At 37.4% G+C, this 18144-nt stretch carries 15 protein-coding genes; 1 reads left to right on the top strand and 14 read right to left on the bottom strand.

All coding sequences use genetic code 11. The features are described 5' to 3' along the window. Window positions 1–3: 3 nt before the first annotated feature. The 7 genes from SJY39_RS09880 to SJY39_RS09850 all read right to left on the bottom strand — a co-directional run bounded on the left by SJY39_RS09880 (window position 4) and on the right by SJY39_RS09850 (window position 9136). Window positions 4–1089, bottom strand: a complete 1086-nt coding sequence (locus SJY39_RS09880) for a hypothetical protein (protein WP_229636267.1) — start codon at window positions 1087–1089, stop codon at window positions 4–6. Next, a complete protein-coding gene (locus SJY39_RS09875) occupies window positions 1079–2776 on the bottom strand; it encodes a GspE/PulE family protein (protein ID WP_390241906.1) in 1698 nt (565 codons plus the stop codon). Before SJY39_RS09875 ends, SJY39_RS09880 begins: the two co-directional genes overlap by 11 nt. Then, window positions 2757–3452: a hypothetical protein gene (locus SJY39_RS09870; protein WP_229636265.1), complete on the bottom strand. Its 696-nt coding sequence runs from the start codon at window positions 3450–3452 to the stop codon at window positions 2757–2759. The genes SJY39_RS09875 and SJY39_RS09870 overlap by 20 nt, the downstream gene beginning before the upstream one ends. Continuing rightward, window positions 3433–4677, bottom strand: a complete 1245-nt coding sequence (locus tag SJY39_RS09865) for a hypothetical protein (RefSeq protein WP_229636264.1) — start codon at window positions 4675–4677, stop codon at window positions 3433–3435. Before SJY39_RS09865 ends, SJY39_RS09870 begins: the two co-directional genes overlap by 20 nt. Before the next feature lie 10 nt (window positions 4678–4687). Beyond that, entirely contained in the window at window positions 4688–6172 is a 1485-nt protein-coding gene (locus tag SJY39_RS09860; RefSeq protein WP_390241905.1) for a hypothetical protein, read from the bottom strand. After that, window positions 6172–7449, bottom strand: coding sequence for a hypothetical protein (locus SJY39_RS09855; RefSeq protein ID WP_390241904.1), 1278 nt, complete (start codon window positions 7447–7449; stop codon window positions 6172–6174). The genes SJY39_RS09860 and SJY39_RS09855 overlap by 1 nt, the downstream gene beginning before the upstream one ends. Window positions 7450–8131: 682 nt before the next feature. Further along, window positions 8132–9136, bottom strand: a complete 1005-nt coding sequence (locus SJY39_RS09850) for an outer membrane beta-barrel protein (RefSeq protein WP_390241903.1) — start codon at window positions 9134–9136, stop codon at window positions 8132–8134. A gap of 145 nt (window positions 9137–9281) precedes the next feature. On the opposite strand from SJY39_RS09850, the gene SJY39_RS09845 reads away from it, so the two are divergent. Then, window positions 9282–10007, top strand: coding sequence for a hypothetical protein (locus SJY39_RS09845; RefSeq protein WP_229636443.1), 726 nt, complete (start codon window positions 9282–9284; stop codon window positions 10005–10007). On the opposite strand, the gene SJY39_RS09840 is transcribed toward SJY39_RS09845, so the two are convergent. The 7 genes from SJY39_RS09840 to SJY39_RS09810 form a co-directional block, all read right to left on the bottom strand. Continuing rightward, window positions 9943–10557, bottom strand: a complete 615-nt coding sequence (locus SJY39_RS09840; protein ID WP_229636444.1) for a hypothetical protein — start codon at window positions 10555–10557, stop codon at window positions 9943–9945. The genes SJY39_RS09845 and SJY39_RS09840 overlap by 65 nt on opposite strands. Next, window positions 10550–11905 carry a hypothetical protein gene (locus tag SJY39_RS09835; RefSeq protein ID WP_390241902.1) on the bottom strand — a complete coding sequence of 452 codons (1356 nt, stop codon included), beginning with the start codon at window positions 11903–11905 and terminating at the stop codon, window positions 10550–10552. The genes SJY39_RS09840 and SJY39_RS09835 overlap by 8 nt, the downstream gene beginning before the upstream one ends. Next, window positions 11889–12581, bottom strand: coding sequence for a DUF4400 domain-containing protein (locus SJY39_RS09830; RefSeq protein ID WP_229636446.1), 693 nt, complete (start codon window positions 12579–12581; stop codon window positions 11889–11891). Before SJY39_RS09830 ends, SJY39_RS09835 begins: the two co-directional genes overlap by 17 nt. A gap of 2 nt (window positions 12582–12583) precedes the next feature. Then, window positions 12584–14758, bottom strand: a complete 2175-nt coding sequence (gene traD, locus SJY39_RS09825; protein WP_229636447.1) for a conjugative transfer system coupling protein TraD — start codon at window positions 14756–14758, stop codon at window positions 12584–12586. Window positions 14759–14893: 135 nt separating this feature from the next. Beyond that, entirely contained in the window at window positions 14894–15574 is a 681-nt protein-coding gene (locus tag SJY39_RS09820; RefSeq protein ID WP_390241901.1) for a hypothetical protein, read from the bottom strand. Between the two features lie 146 nt (window positions 15575–15720). Continuing rightward, complete coding sequence (locus SJY39_RS09815; protein ID WP_390241900.1) at window positions 15721–15963, bottom strand: hypothetical protein; 243 nt, start codon at window positions 15961–15963, stop codon at window positions 15721–15723. 116 nt (window positions 15964–16079) lie between these two features. Next, on the bottom strand, window positions 16080–17954 hold the full coding sequence (locus tag SJY39_RS09810; RefSeq protein WP_229636450.1) for a replication initiator protein RctB domain-containing protein: 1875 nt from the start codon (window positions 17952–17954) through the stop codon (window positions 16080–16082). Window positions 17955–18144: the final 190 nt, after the last annotated feature.

The following is an 18144-nucleotide window of genomic DNA, read 5'->3' as shown; positions in this document are numbered from 1 at the left end:
AAGCTACATCATGACTCTTGCGGCTGTCATTTGGGCAAGCGTTTGCCCACCAACAGTTGCTACTAACATAACCCCTAGTATCAAAAACCATAATGCATTGTAGAACATTGAAACTTTTTTAAATAAAGCGTCATATTTATATGTATTCTGACTAATCATTAGATCCAAGCCTTTAAATTCGAAATTGCTACTACTCTCATTTGTATCTAGTAGTAGCTTTCTATCCTCTTCATCTAAAAACTTACTTTCACAGATGGCTGCGTATGGACTTGTTCCTCGCTTGTTCTTAACTTCTATATCAAACAGTAATGTTTTACCAAAAGGCTCAGTTGAAGCTCTTATTTTTGCAATTGATTCATGTATTGTCATTCCAGCAGTTCTTAACATTAGTAACTGCTTGAACAATGACGCCGTATAGTTGTATCTATACAATTTAAGTAAAAATGTTTTGTGAGAAAGTTCGTAGCGCAAAGGGTCAACCCATACGTTGAGCCCAACAATCACCATAAGTTTAAATAAAACCAGTCCAAGAACAGTCAAAACACCCCAATTCACCAGGTACTGATTTATTACGTAACCTACAACTACTGCCGGTGGCATTTTGTCAGAGCCAACACGATTAATAGAGTCTGTAAATCCGTCAATAGTCAAATGACTAACAACCATAAAAAACATGCAAGCTAAAATTGGGGCTACTGCCTTTAGCGTAAGTTCTAACACAATGTTTTTTCCGTCGCTGTAACTTTGTAATGCAATCCCTAATGCTTTTGTAACATTACTTGTTTCAAGACCAGTACGGATTATATTGGCGGATTTCTTATCTAGATAATCATCCAGAGCCTTGGGTTCTACCCCTCTTGAAAGCTGTTTCTGAAGATCTGTCCAAAAGGCCCTTACTTGCTTGTCCTTTTGGTCTGTAATTTTTAGCGTACAAATATCTAAAATGGGCTTGATTTGAGACAAAATTTCCCATTCCATAATAATAGCTTTTTGCTTTTTTGATGAAAGTCGACTCACTTTATAGTCAACACCAAATATAGAAGCTAAGCTTTCGATTGCTTTTGGATCAATGTGCTTTTTAATCTCCATTAGCCTCAGCTCCCCTTGGTTTTACATTAAGTGACGCATAGAAGTCATCAGGCTCGGAAATGTATTCATGGTTTTTTTCGTAATGAATATGCCCACCCAATGAAGCGATGCTTAAAGAACCCACTTCCAAAGTAGCGGTATCTATACTTAGGTATCCATTTGCAACCAGTAGCGCAGCATGCTCAGGCATCGACTCCCAACCTTGGCCTTCAAGGTATTTCATCATCCCAACAATATCTGATCCCATAACAAAATCTCGACACGTATTATCAAGTTCGATGTACTCAATTACAGGTATTCGATCCGTTAAACCAGGTGCTCCCTTCTTATTACAATCTGGGCATCCATTTACATTTCTAAACCTAAGATTATGCGTAGGGTATTTAAAGTGCTCCATTACATCAATGGCTTGTTTTTTACGCTCAGAGTTAGGTTCATCAAGAAAAGAAATAGCGCATGAAGGGCAAACTTTAGTGGCTAAGCGTTGGCATACCCATAACGTACTAAAAGATTCACTCCCTATTTGGATAGGTAATAACCCTAAGTAATGATGTAGATAACTAAATGCTTCAGAGACTCTTCCTATATGTAATGTTGCAAGCAATAGATGGCCATTAAGTGCAACTTGAGCAGATAATTTTGCTGCTTCTTGCGTTCTTATTTCACCAACAAGTACAACATCAGAATCTTGACGCAATATATTACGAATTGCGTCTTCAAAAATAATTCCGTTGTCTGTATGAACAATTTCAGTCTGTCTAAACCTTTTATTTACAATTTCAATTGGATCTTCAATAGTGTTAACTTTACGTCCAGGTTGAACTAGGCTTAACGCTCCGTGAGCTAGTGTTGTTTTACCGGAGCCTGTAGGCCCGCCCAAAATTATGGCACCTGCTTTTTGAGCAATACATCGTTTTACAGTATCCACAAATCTTGGGGGAAGCGACATAGTCTTTAGATCTATTGATTTTTCACCAACTTTTGGAAGAATACGAATAACTGCTTCACTAACGTGTACTCCATGGTGCTTTTGGCCTTCGCTCAACGGCTGAAAGCTAATGCGGAATCTATGTTTCTCATGTTCTATGGTATTCTCAAATCCACCATTTACAATTTTATTTAGATCCATTTCACCATTTGTTGAGTCTTTTGCCTTATTCAGTAAATGTGTAAACAGTCGCTTAGCCATATCTAAGGGAAGTGAAAGCTCACCATGTGGGACCAAAAATGCACTTTCTCTAAATTCAATGGTTGCGCCTCTACTATTTAATCGTAAATGAATATCGGACGCCCCCTTACTATTTCCAGCCTCAAGAATCTGATCAGTTATGTCACTGACTTCGTTTTTCTCAGAATCTGATAATTTAGCTTCCTCTCCAGCAAGTTCTAAACCATCGCTTCTTGCGCTATCAATTACACTCTGGAGTGTGATTTTTACATGCGCCGACTTATTTAAGTCTCGCTGAACAGCTTCCTTGTATGAATTTAGACTCTGATTTGTTGGTAAGGAGGTGTATATAACTCCCCCGTCGTTTATAACGATAGTGGGGTCTCGTTCCATATAATCAACTAAGTCTGTCGATGTAGCTAATTCAGCTGAACTGATTTCATTAGTGAAATCGTATTGAAGAACCGCACAAAAGTGCCTCAGTTCATTTTCAGTAAAATCAGATCTTGAAACATTCATTATGATCCCCCTCACTAACACAAATTTGGTTCAACGATATTTTTTTTACACGTAGAGACTTAAAAAACGGAGAATTATTCGTATCCCATTGGTCATCATCAACGCTTAGAATGACCTTAATTGCACCTTCACTTCGATAAGTCATTGCAACGCGCACTTTATTGAGAAGTACTGGATGCATAAGTGTTTCATTTAAGAGCTGGCTTGTATCCGTTTCTGAGTCAACCTGTTCCAAAGCGGTGTCTAAAACGTCCTTATCAAAACCAAAATCGAACTCCGGTAATATTTTCGGCTTACCAGTCGCTCTATTGATTACTGAATAAGTAAGTTCATCGTCTGAAGATGATTCTTTTACCACTTGGTCATCAAATTCAACGACAAGATCATGCTTAGTTGCGTTATCCAATATCTCAGATTTCTTTTTTATAATCTTGCCCATTTGCTCAAGCTTCAGCATTTGAGGGTCATACCTCATTGCCTGTTCTTCGGCATCTAATATTATCTTTGGTACCGCAGCTAATGTAGGAGGAGCTTGTACTATTACCTTTGGCTTCATCACGATGTTAGGCTCTAAAAGTTTTAGGAGATACGGCCAGCAAAAATACACAACGACTACCACTAGGAAAAGGTAATAAATAGGATTTGTTTTTGTTGATTTACTTAGAATTGATTTCATTCTTTCCACCAATAATTTTAATTTTCATAGTGATATCCATGCTTTCGTTGTGAAATTTTATGTCTGCATGGGTGAGATAGATTGGCGATCTTGCTACAAGACCATTGAAGTATTGGAGCTCAGCTATAGACCATTTTTTTGCAACCATTTCTACTTGTAAAACCTTGGCGTTATTAATGGTGCCAATATCTTTCAAAGAAACTTTTGTGTTTGGTATGGCACCAGCAGATGTAACTAATGCTACATAAACTCGTTCAACATCCCAGCTAAAGGTTCTATCGAAATTAATTACCTCTGTTCTATCGAACGGTTCGGTCAAGGTAATGTAAGGCTTAGGAGCCAAATTCCATTTAATTGAACTAACTTGATCTACCATAGACTTTAAGCTGCCCAGCGAAATCTTACTTGACTCATTGATATTTGCTTCAGTTCGTCCTTTAGAGAAAATTAGGTTGTCTACGCTTACTCCAGATAAAGCCTTTAATGATGTATATAGCTTCTCCATTTCAGCCAAACCAGTAACCAATGGAGTACCAATAAACTGGTTTTGGTAACCAACATAGTCGTTCTTTATCTCTATCTTGTCTTGTTCTAGTGTAGGTCGTATAAAATTCAGTACTGTTACTAATCCCGCAGCAAGTACTAATGAAAAGGCAACTACCCTTGCTACGTACCTAGCTTGTTCTAACCTAAGTTCAGACACTACGTGAGTGCGCTCATATAGCCTGAATGATTCCGTAGATAGCGCTTCAACCTCTATCTCATCAATCGTAACTACGGAGTACATCAACTTATTTATGCCAAGTAAGCCACTGACTTCTTCAATGCTTGATTTATGAGACCTTTCTAATTCAGTAGACGAGAAAATCACATTTTCTACATCACCAGATAAAAGTGTGACAAGATTTTGTCTAGCTGTTACCTCATTTTCAGTAACGTTTTCACCATTAGAAACACCATTCGAATTTTTGAAGGTTCTATATTTCCCCTTAGAGTCCATTCCAAAGTAGATATATGTACTATTTGGAGACTTAAGATCAATATATTGAATCAATGCCTCTAATCTTGCGTACTTATGATCATCATCTTTAGACGCAACTAAAACTATCTGTTCAGGAGATTCGAAAAAGCGTACTAACGTGTATTCGTCATCGAGCATCTTTAGTAAAGTTCTCTTTAATACGCTTACCCTACCCTTCTCCTTCTTCGCAATTATTCGTTTCATACTCAGCCTCCTACAATAAAGTAGGTGTTACTAACACTACAGTTTGAATCGTTTTAGTTTCACCTAGATTTCCACCTAAATATTGGTTGTCAAATTGGCTTGTTTCTTCCATGTTTGAATTTTTTTGTGTAAACGCATTTGCAATCAATGTTTCCCCATACTTAATGGTATTGGTTTGCGCAAAAAGAGACTGCGTATATTGTGGAGATTTCACTTCTACATCATTAATTGCCGTCAAATCAAAATCCTTAAGAGCTTGTAGTTCAGATGACAACTGAAGTAGAACTTGGTCATCAAGAATTTTGCCCATTGCAAACATGGTATAACCGTCCGTTGCTGTATCTTTATCGAGCTCGGTAGTGGTTTGTCCTGTTTCGTTTGATTCGTTATTAATTACATTTGCAACAAAGCTTGTGTTGTCTTTGTATTCAAATCTACTTGGCCTGTAGTTTAAAAGAGTTACTGGCAACTCATTTGTTACACTAACTTTTCCCTGTTGTTTTATTGCCGAGATCAAAAGCTCTGTACCAGCTAATCCACCTCGAGTTGGGCTTAATTTTAAAAAGGAGTCTGAACCTAAAGTGTTGTTAAATGAGGACCCAAGGTTAATTGCTCCAAAAGATGATTCCTTAACCAAATTCCAATCAATACCAGCTGAAGCCGAGTTGTTTGAAGTAAAGGTTATAATTCTGACTAACAAAACTATTTGTCTTGTTAAATCTTCATTACTTTGGTTTACATATCTATCTACAAGAGCCATTTTTGATGGTGGAGCTATTACAGTTAGGTTTGTACCTGCTTTACTTTTTATTACCTTACCGTCTGACTCGCTGACGATCTCTCTTACACCTTCTTCAATAGACGTTATAAATTCTGTTTTCTCTGCTGAGATCTTAGAATAATCTTCTATGCCCGATTTAACTTTACCACTGTCACTACTAGCATCTTCGGTAGAGTCAGTACCTGAATTCTCCCCAGTTCCCATACCAAACGTTCTTGCTCCTGGTAGCGAGGCTATCTGGAATGTTTCCGTATCAAATTTTGAGAATCTTATTGTTCTACCACTTATTTCGTAGTGAACATCAGCTTGTGCCTTTATTGATTCTAATAAGTAATCAAGTGAGACATCCTTAACATCTAACCTTACTTTTACACTTCCAGTTTCATCTTCAAGTAGTGGGTATAAACTTGGGTGGTCTTTCATCACTGTTTTCATAACAGTAGATATAGTTTGAGGTTCATGTGTTGAAAGAGATATTGAGCGTTTTGTTAGCCAAGAGGGCTTTCTCTCTATCTTAATGGACTTTAAGTACTTAGGTGGTGTATCTATGTACTCTGCTGCGTCGGAGGAAAACAAAAGTTGCATGTGAGAGTCTAGCTCTGCTTTACTTTCAGCAATATCATCATCATAAGCCTTGTAGGCATTCCAACCACAACCTTGCAGTACAGCCGATGCAACTACAGTTAATGTTAATGTTTTTAATCTGCGATTCATTATTTTGCACCCTTATAAGTAAAGTTGTTTCTAGGCTCAAAGAAAACCGTCTTATCACCATCAAGAAGTTGAGCTTTCACTTTGAAATTTTGAAGTAGCACGATATAGGCATGCCTTACATTTTCTGGTATTGCTGTTAATGCAGATGCCGATATTTGAGGATCTTCATCTAGCATCCATGATGTGTACCCGCTGTCATCATCTTCTACTGTTTTATAGTCGAATCTTTTAGCTAGTCTGAATGCGTTTTGCTTCAATGAGCCACGCTTAATTTCAAACAAGCCAACATTCTTAGTTGGGTATTGATGAACAATTGCTATTTTTTTACCGTTATGTGGAACAATACGAACTTTGAATTTGAATTGCTCATCTTCAACTCCTAACGAAGTTGATAACTTAGTAAACAAGTCATTAATCGATTTACTACTAATTGTCACCTTTGAATCAGATGGTGTTATGAATCGATTTCGCAACGTCGGGCTGGTCGCATAAACAACACGGTCTATATCGTATTCAGAAACCCACTCACCCAACACGTCCCTGTAACTTTGTCCCTTAACAAGCGTCATCTGATTAACTTTTGCTAATGGCTTCTGATCAGTTTTTTTGTCTTGTGTTGCTTTTGCTACCTGTTGCTCACCAGTTTGTTTTGAAGCATTTGATTTTACTTGGGTTGCCTTAGTCTTCGACTTACTTCCGACCGATTTTGATACTGATGCTGCTTTGGTTGTATCTTTAATGACAGAGTCTGATTTAGAGGTTCCGAGCCAGATATCAGTATCACTCATTGCAGGTTCAGCAATTTTTACTTTTTGTTTAGCTGTAATCTTTTCTGGGGGTGGCTTCAGTGGGGTGTTTTTCTTTGGCTGAATATTTGAAACTTTGTATTCAGTTTTTGGCGTACCAGCTAAAGGTATATATTTTGTTGTAAGTGGATAGATTGTTATAACGTTTTTCTCAACTAGCGGGATATATGGACTTCCACTAAACATCTCTTGCAATGCACGTTGACGGTCACTGTTAGGATCGGACAGCAAGATTGGGGCGTCAATTATATAGTCATCGGAGGGTTTTATTGAATGATGATAAGCAACAACATCCACACCATATTTAGCACTAAATACCTGAGTCTGTAACCTTAAGGACCCAGGAGTTACTTCAAATTGATCGATTGGGTCAGGTGTTGACTTACACCCCCCGATACTTATAGCTACAGCTATCAGCATTGTTAGTTTGTTATTAATCATTTCCGTCGCACTCACTAAATGTATTCTCATCTAACATTTAGCCATGCAAATGTAAAAAGTGATATTTTTCACTAGACAACTTTAGCGGCGTTGAGCTTATGTATTGACTATTAAAGGATGAGTATGTCTTTTGTTTTAATTTGGTAATGACTGTTAACTGTAATTTGAAGAGTGGAAGTATCGTTACCCACTGGGTAACAGGTTTAACTGATATTTGAAGGGTGGAAGTACCGTTACCCACTGGGTAACAGGTGTAACTGGAATTTGAAGCGTGGAAGTACCGTTACCCACTGGGTAACAGGTGTAACTGGAATTTGAAGCGTGGAAGTACCGTTACCCACTGGGTAACAGGTGTAACTGGAATTTGAAGCGTGGAAGTACCGTTACCCACTGGGTAACAGGTGTAACTGGAATTTGAAGCGTGGAAGTACCGTTACCCACTGGGTAACAGGTGTAACTGGTATTTGAAGTGTGGAAGTACCGTTACCCACTGGGTAACAGGTGTAACTGGTATTTGAAGTGTGGAAGTACCGTTACCCACTGGGTAACAGGTGTAACTGGAATTTAAAGGGTGGAAGTACTGTTACCCACTAAATTATAGAAGGTAAGGTGGAATCTGATACAACCCGGTTACTAGTTAAAGTAACCGAATTGACCAAAATAAGTAGATATTGAATTTTACACTACAGGTTCCTGTTAGACTCGGAAAGCATCAATCTAAAGAATATAAGTTAAACTCTACTCTTCGGTTGAGAGCTCTACCTTTACTTGTTGAGTTATCTGCTATTGCACCAAACTCCCCCAGACCTTCAATTTCAAACAAATCGAATGGGATACCTAGCTGAACAAGTAACGAGCGTACTTGTTCAGCTCGTTTATAACTTAAATTTATATTATAAGATTCAGACCCATTACTATCTGTATATCCAATGAGTTTTATTTTTTGAATCGAGTCCAGATCGAGCGATTTAACAAGTTTGCTTATACCCTCAGCATTTAATACTTTATAAGAGTCATTTTCAAAAAGTAGCTTATAAGCGGAAGACTCAGATAAAACAAATTTGGACACGGTAACAACTGTATCTTCTTCATTCTTATGGTAGGTCTCAGTCGTATGATCTACAGTCTTACTAACAGGAACAACTTTTGTGAGTTTGGCTTTTTCATCATCCACATCATTAGAAAAATTATAACGCAAGCCTACCATAATCTGGGAAGCTTCTGACCCTCCCAAATTTGGCACATCTGCATTAAATCGGTGTCTATACTTGACCTCTAAATCCCATTTATTCGAAATCGACTTTTGGAATCCAGATTCAGCATATACAGAAAAAGCACTATCATTATATGCATCATCCTCGAATTGGAATTCAGTGATGCTAATGCCAGGAGTAACAAAAAAAGCAACATCACTATTAAAATGATGTTGGAGTTTAAAACCAACCAAGCCACTGTGAGCCATTAAATCTTCGTTGTTGTATTTATAGTTAGTTTCCAGCATGTAACCGCCCTCGATGGATAACCAGTTATTTAGTTGATATCCAACTAAAGCTCCCATCGCAAGACCTGTATCGTCACATACATCTGAGCACTCAATTAAACGACTCGACCCCATATCTAAACCAACGTACATGGTGCTAGGTTTAAATGAGGCATTGGCCGTGGATGCAGAAAGGACTAATGCACACATTAAAACGCTTTTACTTTTCAGGTTCATATCTTTCTCCTTAAATATCACAAATTAAGAATACAGTTCAAAACCATCTATGGTGAGAGTAGGGGAGGGGTATTTGTGCGGCGTTTATTGTTTTCCATCAACATAGGTTACACAATGCTCATAAACCCATTGGTTAGATGAAATCATGCAAATCAAAGAAAAATTATTAGCTCTTACTACAACTAAAGAAGACACTTTGCAGTTTTGCTTGGATATTGCACTTAATGAATATAGCAACTTTTCACCAGAAGAGAATCCATCAAGCCTCGCTTCAACAAGCAGGCCTATTCGAGAACGTTATTTTAGGTCTACCAAGTCCATCCATCGACTACGTTCTGGGATTACAATAGCTAAATATTTCTCAATAGACATTAAAGACCCAAAAACCAATTTTGTTTACGTATTTAGTAACTGTGAAAGAGGGGCCTATGACGACCTTATGTTATACCTGCGTATGCGGTCTATGGTACTAAGTGATATCAAATTTGAATTAAGCCATTTGAACTATAAGTTATTAAGCAATGCAAGGCGCAAAAATTCTTGTTTTAAAACTCTTGCAAATGCCCATAGGTCAGTCGTAAATCAACAGATTAAGATTGAAGATCTTGAAGCATCTAAATCAATGCGTCTATTAGATATAAACACTTACTATGAAGGGAAAACGAAAGGTGCCATCAAACACCTTCGTTCAATGTCGATTAGCATGGAGGAATACTCATTTCTTTTGGATAGATTTAATAATGCAAGCCTTGCTGACATTATAGACCTTAAGGTGTCTAACTACCTTGAGTTATACCTGTACCTATCTAACGTGCAGCCTGATTCTTTCTTTGGTATGCCGCCAAATGTCTACGTAATACACCAAAACTGACAATTAGCATAATTCCCACATAAAACCTAGGGTCCTTCCAAATTGTATAATGGTACTCTTCTGGTAGGATTCTAGGTATGTAATCTTCATTTATATACTTGAAACCTTGGCTTGTTGATATATTATCCTTATTAATATTCAACTTCCCATAAAAGGGGAGTCTGGTTCCTGAACCAATTGTTGGCACTAGATTTAGTACACCGTCTTCTACCCACCATAACCCCATATTTTCAAAATAGTACGGCCCAATTACACCTGTTGAAGTGAACTTACTGTCTGGATGAACAACTAAACGAACTTTTACCTCATGTTTAGCGCCAGAATTATTCCAGACAGTTTTTAAAAAATGGTAACCCAACAAATCTCGATCATTGGAAATTTTATTGATACCCACTATTTTATTACCATTACTATCTAGAGCCATCCTAAATTCAGCGTGATTTTTAGAGTTGCTATAAAGACTAAACAAAACTACTACAGCGAGAGCTAAAACAAACCAAGTTGCGATAGAAGATATACGAATTTTCCATGCCTTGTGAAAATTAATCATCTGAAACACCTTTTGTAAACATATACTTACCACTAAATGAAAAGTCGTTATCTATTTCAATCTGTTTTTCTGCGTCTAGCATATTCAGCAAAGCTAGGTTCATCCTACGTCTCCTGCCATCCCATTGCTGCACCAAAATAAACTCTTGTCTGCTTGTTTGAGGGCTAAAAATAGTGTCACCAGCTTGAATATCTATAATATTGATCAATGGTAGCGACTGTAGTTGATTGTAAGATTCAATCACTTTTCCAGCGTGAACAAGCTCATCATACGACTCAGGGCGAATAGTTAGATGAAGAGAAACTTTTCGAATTTCCCGAAATAGTTCATTGTCTACCAAAACTATCGGATCTGTTTGCCTAGCTAATAGTGCTCGACTAGATTCGTCGACAACGGTGTATACAAGGTTTTGAAACTGATGAATATTTCTAACTTGTATTGTTAACGGGATATCGTTGATTGCCATTAAGGCTTCCATTAGCTCTCCGTTGTTCAACAAATTTTCTACCCTAATAAAAATAGTCTTATCTGTACGCCTGTTATTGTTGTCCAATCTTAAAGGGATAGAACGTACTAAGGATAAGTGCTCTGACTTCACAGCACTATAAGGTGTATCGTCAATGACTGATTTGGTTCTTTCAGTACGAATATTGTTGAAATTTACGGTCTCAATGGATAGCGCTTCGATATCTTTACTAGCCCAATTAAGTCTGTATACAACTTTTACAAACCCGCTATTGATATCACTCCCTAATGAATCTAAGTCAGATAAATCAATCCTCATATCAAAACCATAATCCTTTAAAGATGTTGGGATCTTATATAATTCATCATATGAAACAAACACCTGCTGAGGTACGTCATCTAAAACACTAGATACACCCTGATTCGTTGCGCTCAAAAGATAAATTTCACCATTTAATCTCGTTATGGGCCTATATTGAACGTAAATTCGCTTAGTCGAATCGATAAGTTCTTGAGTTAAATATTCGCCCATGCGAAAAAAATAGTTTTCCTCTTCCACCGAAGAAGAATCACTGACAGACCTACATATATAAAAGCCTTCTTTCTGGCAATTTTGAAACATGCCATTTTCTGCATAGGTTGAAGTTGCAAGGGCTGCTGTATACAAATAACTTGGCGATAAATCGTAACCAGATTTACTTAGCTCTTGAAATTTCAAACCCAAAACATCCAACTGGGTCAACTCACTATACGTAATTGGTGAAGCTTCAGAGTTCAATACCAGACCACCAAGTAAGATAGAAATGGCTTTTAACTTTATATTCATAACTCTAATAGACCCCAACTCTGTGTAATCCTGCTTTCCATTAAAAAACTTTTTCAAAGTATTCAACTGTATATCGAACCGAAAGGAATGTGCCCATAGCTGTAGGAACAACAATATAAGCCGGATGTATCGCATAAGGGCACGATAAGTAAACAAGCCATGGAAAATAAACACTAGGTAAAATGAAAGAACGAGCAAGATAATGTCTACGACTTGACTCACGCCCCGTATCATATTTTCGTATATCTCGCCTTGTAACTCCGTAACTTGTGCCAGCAAAGATAGCTAGTAAATAAACAGGCAATGACAAAAGCAGTATTCCAGCTCTAAACACAGTAATGCAGATAACAACTCCAATAGCTATGATGTAATCATCTATAAGCTCCCAGTAATTATCCCCTACCATTCCAAAATTCTGTTCCACTCCAGTTACCGTCAATAAGCCAAGAACATAATCATTAATTACATTGCTTACAATCTTCAATAGAGCATACGGGCTAACCCCTAAAACTTCACTAGAGTAATCTTGTGCGATATAGGACTGTTCAGTTAAGTAAACCTCAATCGAATGTCTTGCTCCAATCTCAGGGTATACAACCGTTATGAAAATCACTTCTAAAATAACTGATAAGAACAGGGCACCAACAACAACAGCAATTGATTTTTGTATAACAATGAATATCTTGCTTTTTTCTTCTTGGTGCCTCTTATCGTCACGATCCTTATCACCCATAATTAAGCCGCTTTATTCCATTCAAATTCGTAATTCTTGTCAAAACCAGCAGTCCAATCAAAATCGTCGTTGTCTTTCCACCATTCTGAATTTGACTGCGATGATTTGTATCGTTTCTTCATAATCCCGACTAATTCCGATTGCCTCATAGCTTGAAATTTACTTGTACTGTCTTCAATCAATCGGGGAAATCTAACTTTTTCTAACTTACTACCACTATGAAGAATAAAGGCTTGGCCTATAGGTAAATTAATGATGTCAGACTCAGTAATTTGAGGTGAATCTTTCGTGTTCGTTCTGTCTTCGTTCTTAGCTGTAAAATCACCGGCCCGATCAGTTGTTGCTCCGCTAACCTCTGTTACATCTTTTATTTGTACTATTGGTAACTGTTCAGTCAATAATTTAGCCGTATTAGCTGTTTTTACTCGCATCATGATTAAGGTATTGAAGTTTGACAAAATAACCTCTGACTTGTCAGTTCCTACTTTTACATCTAAGTCAAATCTTGACTGTGTATAGCAAGTCAATTTCACACCACTACCGCCAGCCTTATTACATAGGGGTAAAAACTCATCACCAACGAGTTCATTAAACTCATCAGCATGCACGTAGATTGATGTTTTTTGATCATGATCTGCATCTACAACACCGAAATTCTCACCAAATTTATAAATTTGACCAGATTGAGAGAGGAGATCGGCGAACAAGGTATTACCTACAGCCGTGCTAACGGCAGCATCTTGCATTGCATCTAAACCGATATAAATTACAGCTTTCTCTCGTAATATTTTTGGCCAACTAATGATCGGTCTCGAATCTTCCAAATCAGTATAGTTAGGGCTAATAATCTCAGAAACTCGACCGCTACATAATTTCTCCAAAAGAGGGAGGAGGCTTGCTGTAATTTTTGAGAAGAAAGTACTGTCGTAGTGGGTTACACAGTGCATTAAATTCTGTAAGTTAGATTTATAATTTTCGTCGATATCATTAAGCAAAGTAGGTTGTGAATTTATAAACCTATATAGTGCATAACAACGTTCAGACAACGATTGCAACGCTCTATCGTTACCTTTGTATCCATCTTGCGAAATCAGATCTACAGAATTCATCCAATCAGATAAGTAATTTAGTGAATTGGAATATCGATTTAGGATGAACTCAGCCAGCCTAATAAATAGTCCGTCCATGTTTTGGATGTGTTCGTTGATTTTTGAAAAAGAATTAGTCTCTCCCATACTAAACAGAGCTTGCGAAATCATGTTGATAAACCGCCATACAAACTCTTTGAAAGCCGCCCCATCACCATTGGCATTCAGTTGACCCGCAGTTCGCGTAGCACATTCAGAAACTCTGACAAACTCAGCAACTCCGTTGTACCTGGCTGATATTTCAGGGAACCCAAGATGAATGAAGTAAAACGGTCGTCCATTTCTAGCTGCTTCAATTTGCGTTCTAGCAAATAATTCACCATCTCCTTTTGGATCAAAAACAGCAACGGCAGCTTCGAAATCATTTCCTTTTTTTCTAGCAATGTCTTGGGCAATCAATATTTCGGCAGTACGCGTTTTACCTACACGGGTAGTACCGATCACAAGGGTGTGCCCGTTCCGTTGTCCTATTTCCTGATGCCTGTGACTTTCATTCGGCTCAACGCCATGTAAAGCAGAATAGCCCCCTAAATCAAAATTAGGTGGCCACAAATTTAGAATTGATTCGCTCTCGCTATACTTCGATATGATTTTTCTAAATGGATAAATTGACTTCTCAAACAAAGAAAGTCGCTGTGTATAACCGACTTTTATCTCGTTTTCTCGAAACCATTGATAAATATCCGAATTTTCTGTAAATGAAGGGTCTCTTCTAGAATCAAATAGACGCTGAGTATGTACAGGCTTCCATCTAAACCCTAACCCCAGCCAAAGCATTGTGTTGGATCTGGGTATATCTTCTGGATGCATATCAAATGGGCGAGGAGTTCTGATGTATTTTTGAAAATCCAGCACTCTCTTGGCTGCTTTAAATTCCCTATAAGCAAGTATTCCAGTTACTAAACCAAAAGCTTGAGCTACACCGGAAGGTATCATCCATGGGACTGTGAATAGAGCTATCGAAGTAGCTCCAAGAGCAAATGCATTGTTGCGCTCTACAGGTGGACGAAATAGATTATCACTGCTCACTTAATTATTTACTCTTCCAATTACTGGTTAAGAAAAGCTTATAGCTAAGTAGCTCCATTCTGTAAGTTTGAAATCTAAAATTTTAGCGGCGTAACCTTTAGACACTAAAAAGCCGAGCATATGCTCGGCTTTTAATTATTGAAGGGCTAGTTTATCAAGCAAAATTGAACCTAACTGGTTTTCATTCCTACCAGTAACCTGTTGCAGCAATCTTACATCAGTTACAGAAACAAGTTGGTCTATGAACTTTTTTTGAGCTGCTGAGTCAAGACCTAGAAAATTAGGACGATTATCAAAAGCAGCTTCCATGACCTGTGTGCACGGTTCAGAAGGTGCGTGGGACTCTTGATTTAAAGCGTACTCAAAAGCTTTACTACCAGCTAAATTAGTTATGGTGTCGGGGCTATAACCCCTAGAAAGTAAAGCCTTCGCTTTGATGATTCGGGTATTAGATCTTTCTTGTTCTGTTTTCTGGTATACAGACATAGCTACTCTACCGTTAGGGTTAAGTAGGTTAACTTCTAATTCAGATAAATTAGCGACATATGGCATTTTTTGCCACAACATAATAACCTCAGATGTCTTTTCACCCTCAAGGTTATATCTAGCACTTCCAATATCTGAATTAACCAGATTCAACCGATAACGACTAGATGAAAAATGGTCATCTAGAAACTTCCTAACATCTTCAGACGCATAACCACTAGCTAACATTTTCTTTTTAATCAACAAGTTAACATTAGCAATTAGCGGGAGATATTCAGAAAAACCTTTAAAATTCAAATAAATGAATTCATTAACTTTTTTGTCACCCATATAAACCTCTAGTAAACAACACGAACAAAAATATATTACCAATTTGTACAATTTAAAGCCAACAAATAATAATGCTGTGGACTTTTCTTTAGGTGCAATAATCACTTAAAGAAAAGCCCACAACAAAGTTGAAGGCTTAAGGAGTATTAATAGTTGTTCACAACATGGGCGAGCGTTTCTGCAACTTGTGCAAAATCGTTTTCTCCACCTTTAATTGAACCTCTAAGTTCAAAGTTAAGGTTTTCACTTCCTACAGAACAGTTTATTACAAGCTCCCCTTTAGATAGGGTGTAAAAAGAGTCATTTGTTTTTGACCTTTCACAGGTAAAACCTAATGAAATGAGAGGTTCTAAGTACATTGGATGGCTAGAAATGAAGTTTTCAAACATAATTGACCTTTTGGGGTAAGAGTTAGATTTATATAAAAAAAGATTGCTAAAATAGCAAAGGTTAAAAGGGGCGCGGGTGTGACTTACAGCGCCAATGTCACTAGTAGATTTGAAATTTACATTTCTCTTGCTTGTGCTTCAAGGACTTCTTTCAATTCAGCAAAATTTTCTCGCTTAAGACGACGAGTTGAACGAATGTTATCACATAGATAGGATAGAATTTCATTTCTCTCATAACCTTGCTGTTCAAGATATTCAATATCTGACAATTCAATATCTGGCATAGCTTTAAGCTTACCAATCTTCTCTGTTAGAAAGTAACCAATCTGTTCAACATTGCACATAAGCAAATCAGCTGTCTCTTGGAACATTTGATTTAGTTCTGTTTTTGAGGTGTAAGCTGTAACAAGAAATTCTGATTTTTTGTTTTCATCTACATAAGAATATCCAAAATAATAAACACTTAAGACAGATTGTAGTTCTAAATTTTTAAAGCGTTTGTTGAGCTTTAGCAAGGCTGTTAGTTGTCTCTTTTTACCAGTTAGAGGGTTAGCGGTTGTAGGAGTGTTATTTGTTTTGATAGGATCATACTTAGCACCAACATGCTCAATAACAGCTCGCTCTGAATAATCGATAAAAACCGTAGATTGTCGGTTACATGCATTTTGAGGCCTATCAGGGTTGGGGATATCAATTATCAATTGAAAGCCACCCAAGTCTAGATATGCGCATACTGCTCTAGCATTACCTTCGACAGCATTAAACCTTACGCATCCGTTTCTACTTTTGTACTGGTGTTTAATATCTTGTATTAACGTAGTACATAGTTTTTTATGTGCAGAGAGAGACTCACCATCCCATAGATGTTGAACTAAATCGAATAATGTTTTGGTATCCCTGATCAGTGCAGCTATAGTTCCATGCAACATAGCGAGTCTTAACTTACGATATAGTGCATAGAGTAGGGTTGGCAAAGAGTTTATTGTTGAACTCTGCACAAACAGGTGTGGATTTTCAGTAATGTATTCAAACGGTTGTGGTGACCAACAGAAGTTAATGGCCACATAAGGTCTTATAAGTTCGCCACTGATAGATTCTGTTTCAGTATCGGCATTAGCAGTCAAGCCAGTGAAAGATGAGAAATATTGGAAGTTATCCTCTTGCTCAAAGTCTGAAGTAGAAAAGTAAGCATTTCGTGTTCTGTACTGAGTGCTCCATATTCTCCGAATTGACTCTGAAATCAACAGTCTATTCTCAGTTAAATCAGCCATGCCTTTTTCTCTAAGGAGATCGTCCATAAAGATAGGAATTTTTGTTGTTGCGGTTAAGTTTTGATAACGTTCGTCAGATAGGGCTTGATAGTACCTTGAAGATTTTTGGAACATGATATCGAGTATAGATATATCAAAATCGTTAACAATTCCCATAACAGAAGTAGCTTTATTAGCGTATCCTGACTTATCAATAAAGGTTTTTTCTTTGCTTAAACTATTACCGCAAGCAATTAAAGAAGCATCATTACGCTTCAGCGGGATCATTGCATTTATCTTCTCTTTTTCGCCTCGATACGTTGGCGGAATGAAGATATCTTCTTGGTCAAGTCGTGACTGGACCTTAGCTGTAGAATGAGAGCCCCTTGGAGTTTGCTCTTTTTCTTCTTCGGCTGTTGGTAATTTTAAACTTTGAAAATCTGGAACTTGGTACATTTGAACATTAATTTGTGATGTTTCGTACTTAGTATTTGCAGGAGAGACCTTAACTCCTTCTGTTTTTTTTAGCATTGTGAAAATTTTACGGGCAGTCGCTATGCTTGTATTTGATCTTACAGCTATTTCGTTTAGCTCAATACAAGGTAAGTTATCGATTTTGTGCGCATATAAAGTTGCCATGATCGCCGCTTTGACACTTTTTTGAGATGTTTCACTCAAGGTTTGAAGTAACAATGCTGACGCATCGTTAAGTTCTAGTATCGTTGATTTGTAAATGGCCATGGATTTACCCGTGATATTTTTATTTGATGTTAGCATGGTTTTGACACGACGCAAATATTTTGATTTTCAGTTTGAGAACCTCATTTTTCAAGATCTTTAATTATTTTAATTATTTCTTAGTTCTTTACTGTTTTGATCTGTTTTTAAATGATCTTAATGATCCATTGATTTTCTCAACTGAAATAACAGT

It is taken from the genome of Vibrio sp. R78045 (assembly GCF_042466085.1).
In the GTDB taxonomy this organism is placed as follows: Bacteria; Pseudomonadota; Gammaproteobacteria; order Enterobacterales; family Vibrionaceae; genus Vibrio; species Vibrio cyclitrophicus.
This window is presented reverse-complemented; position numbering and strand designations above follow the sequence as displayed.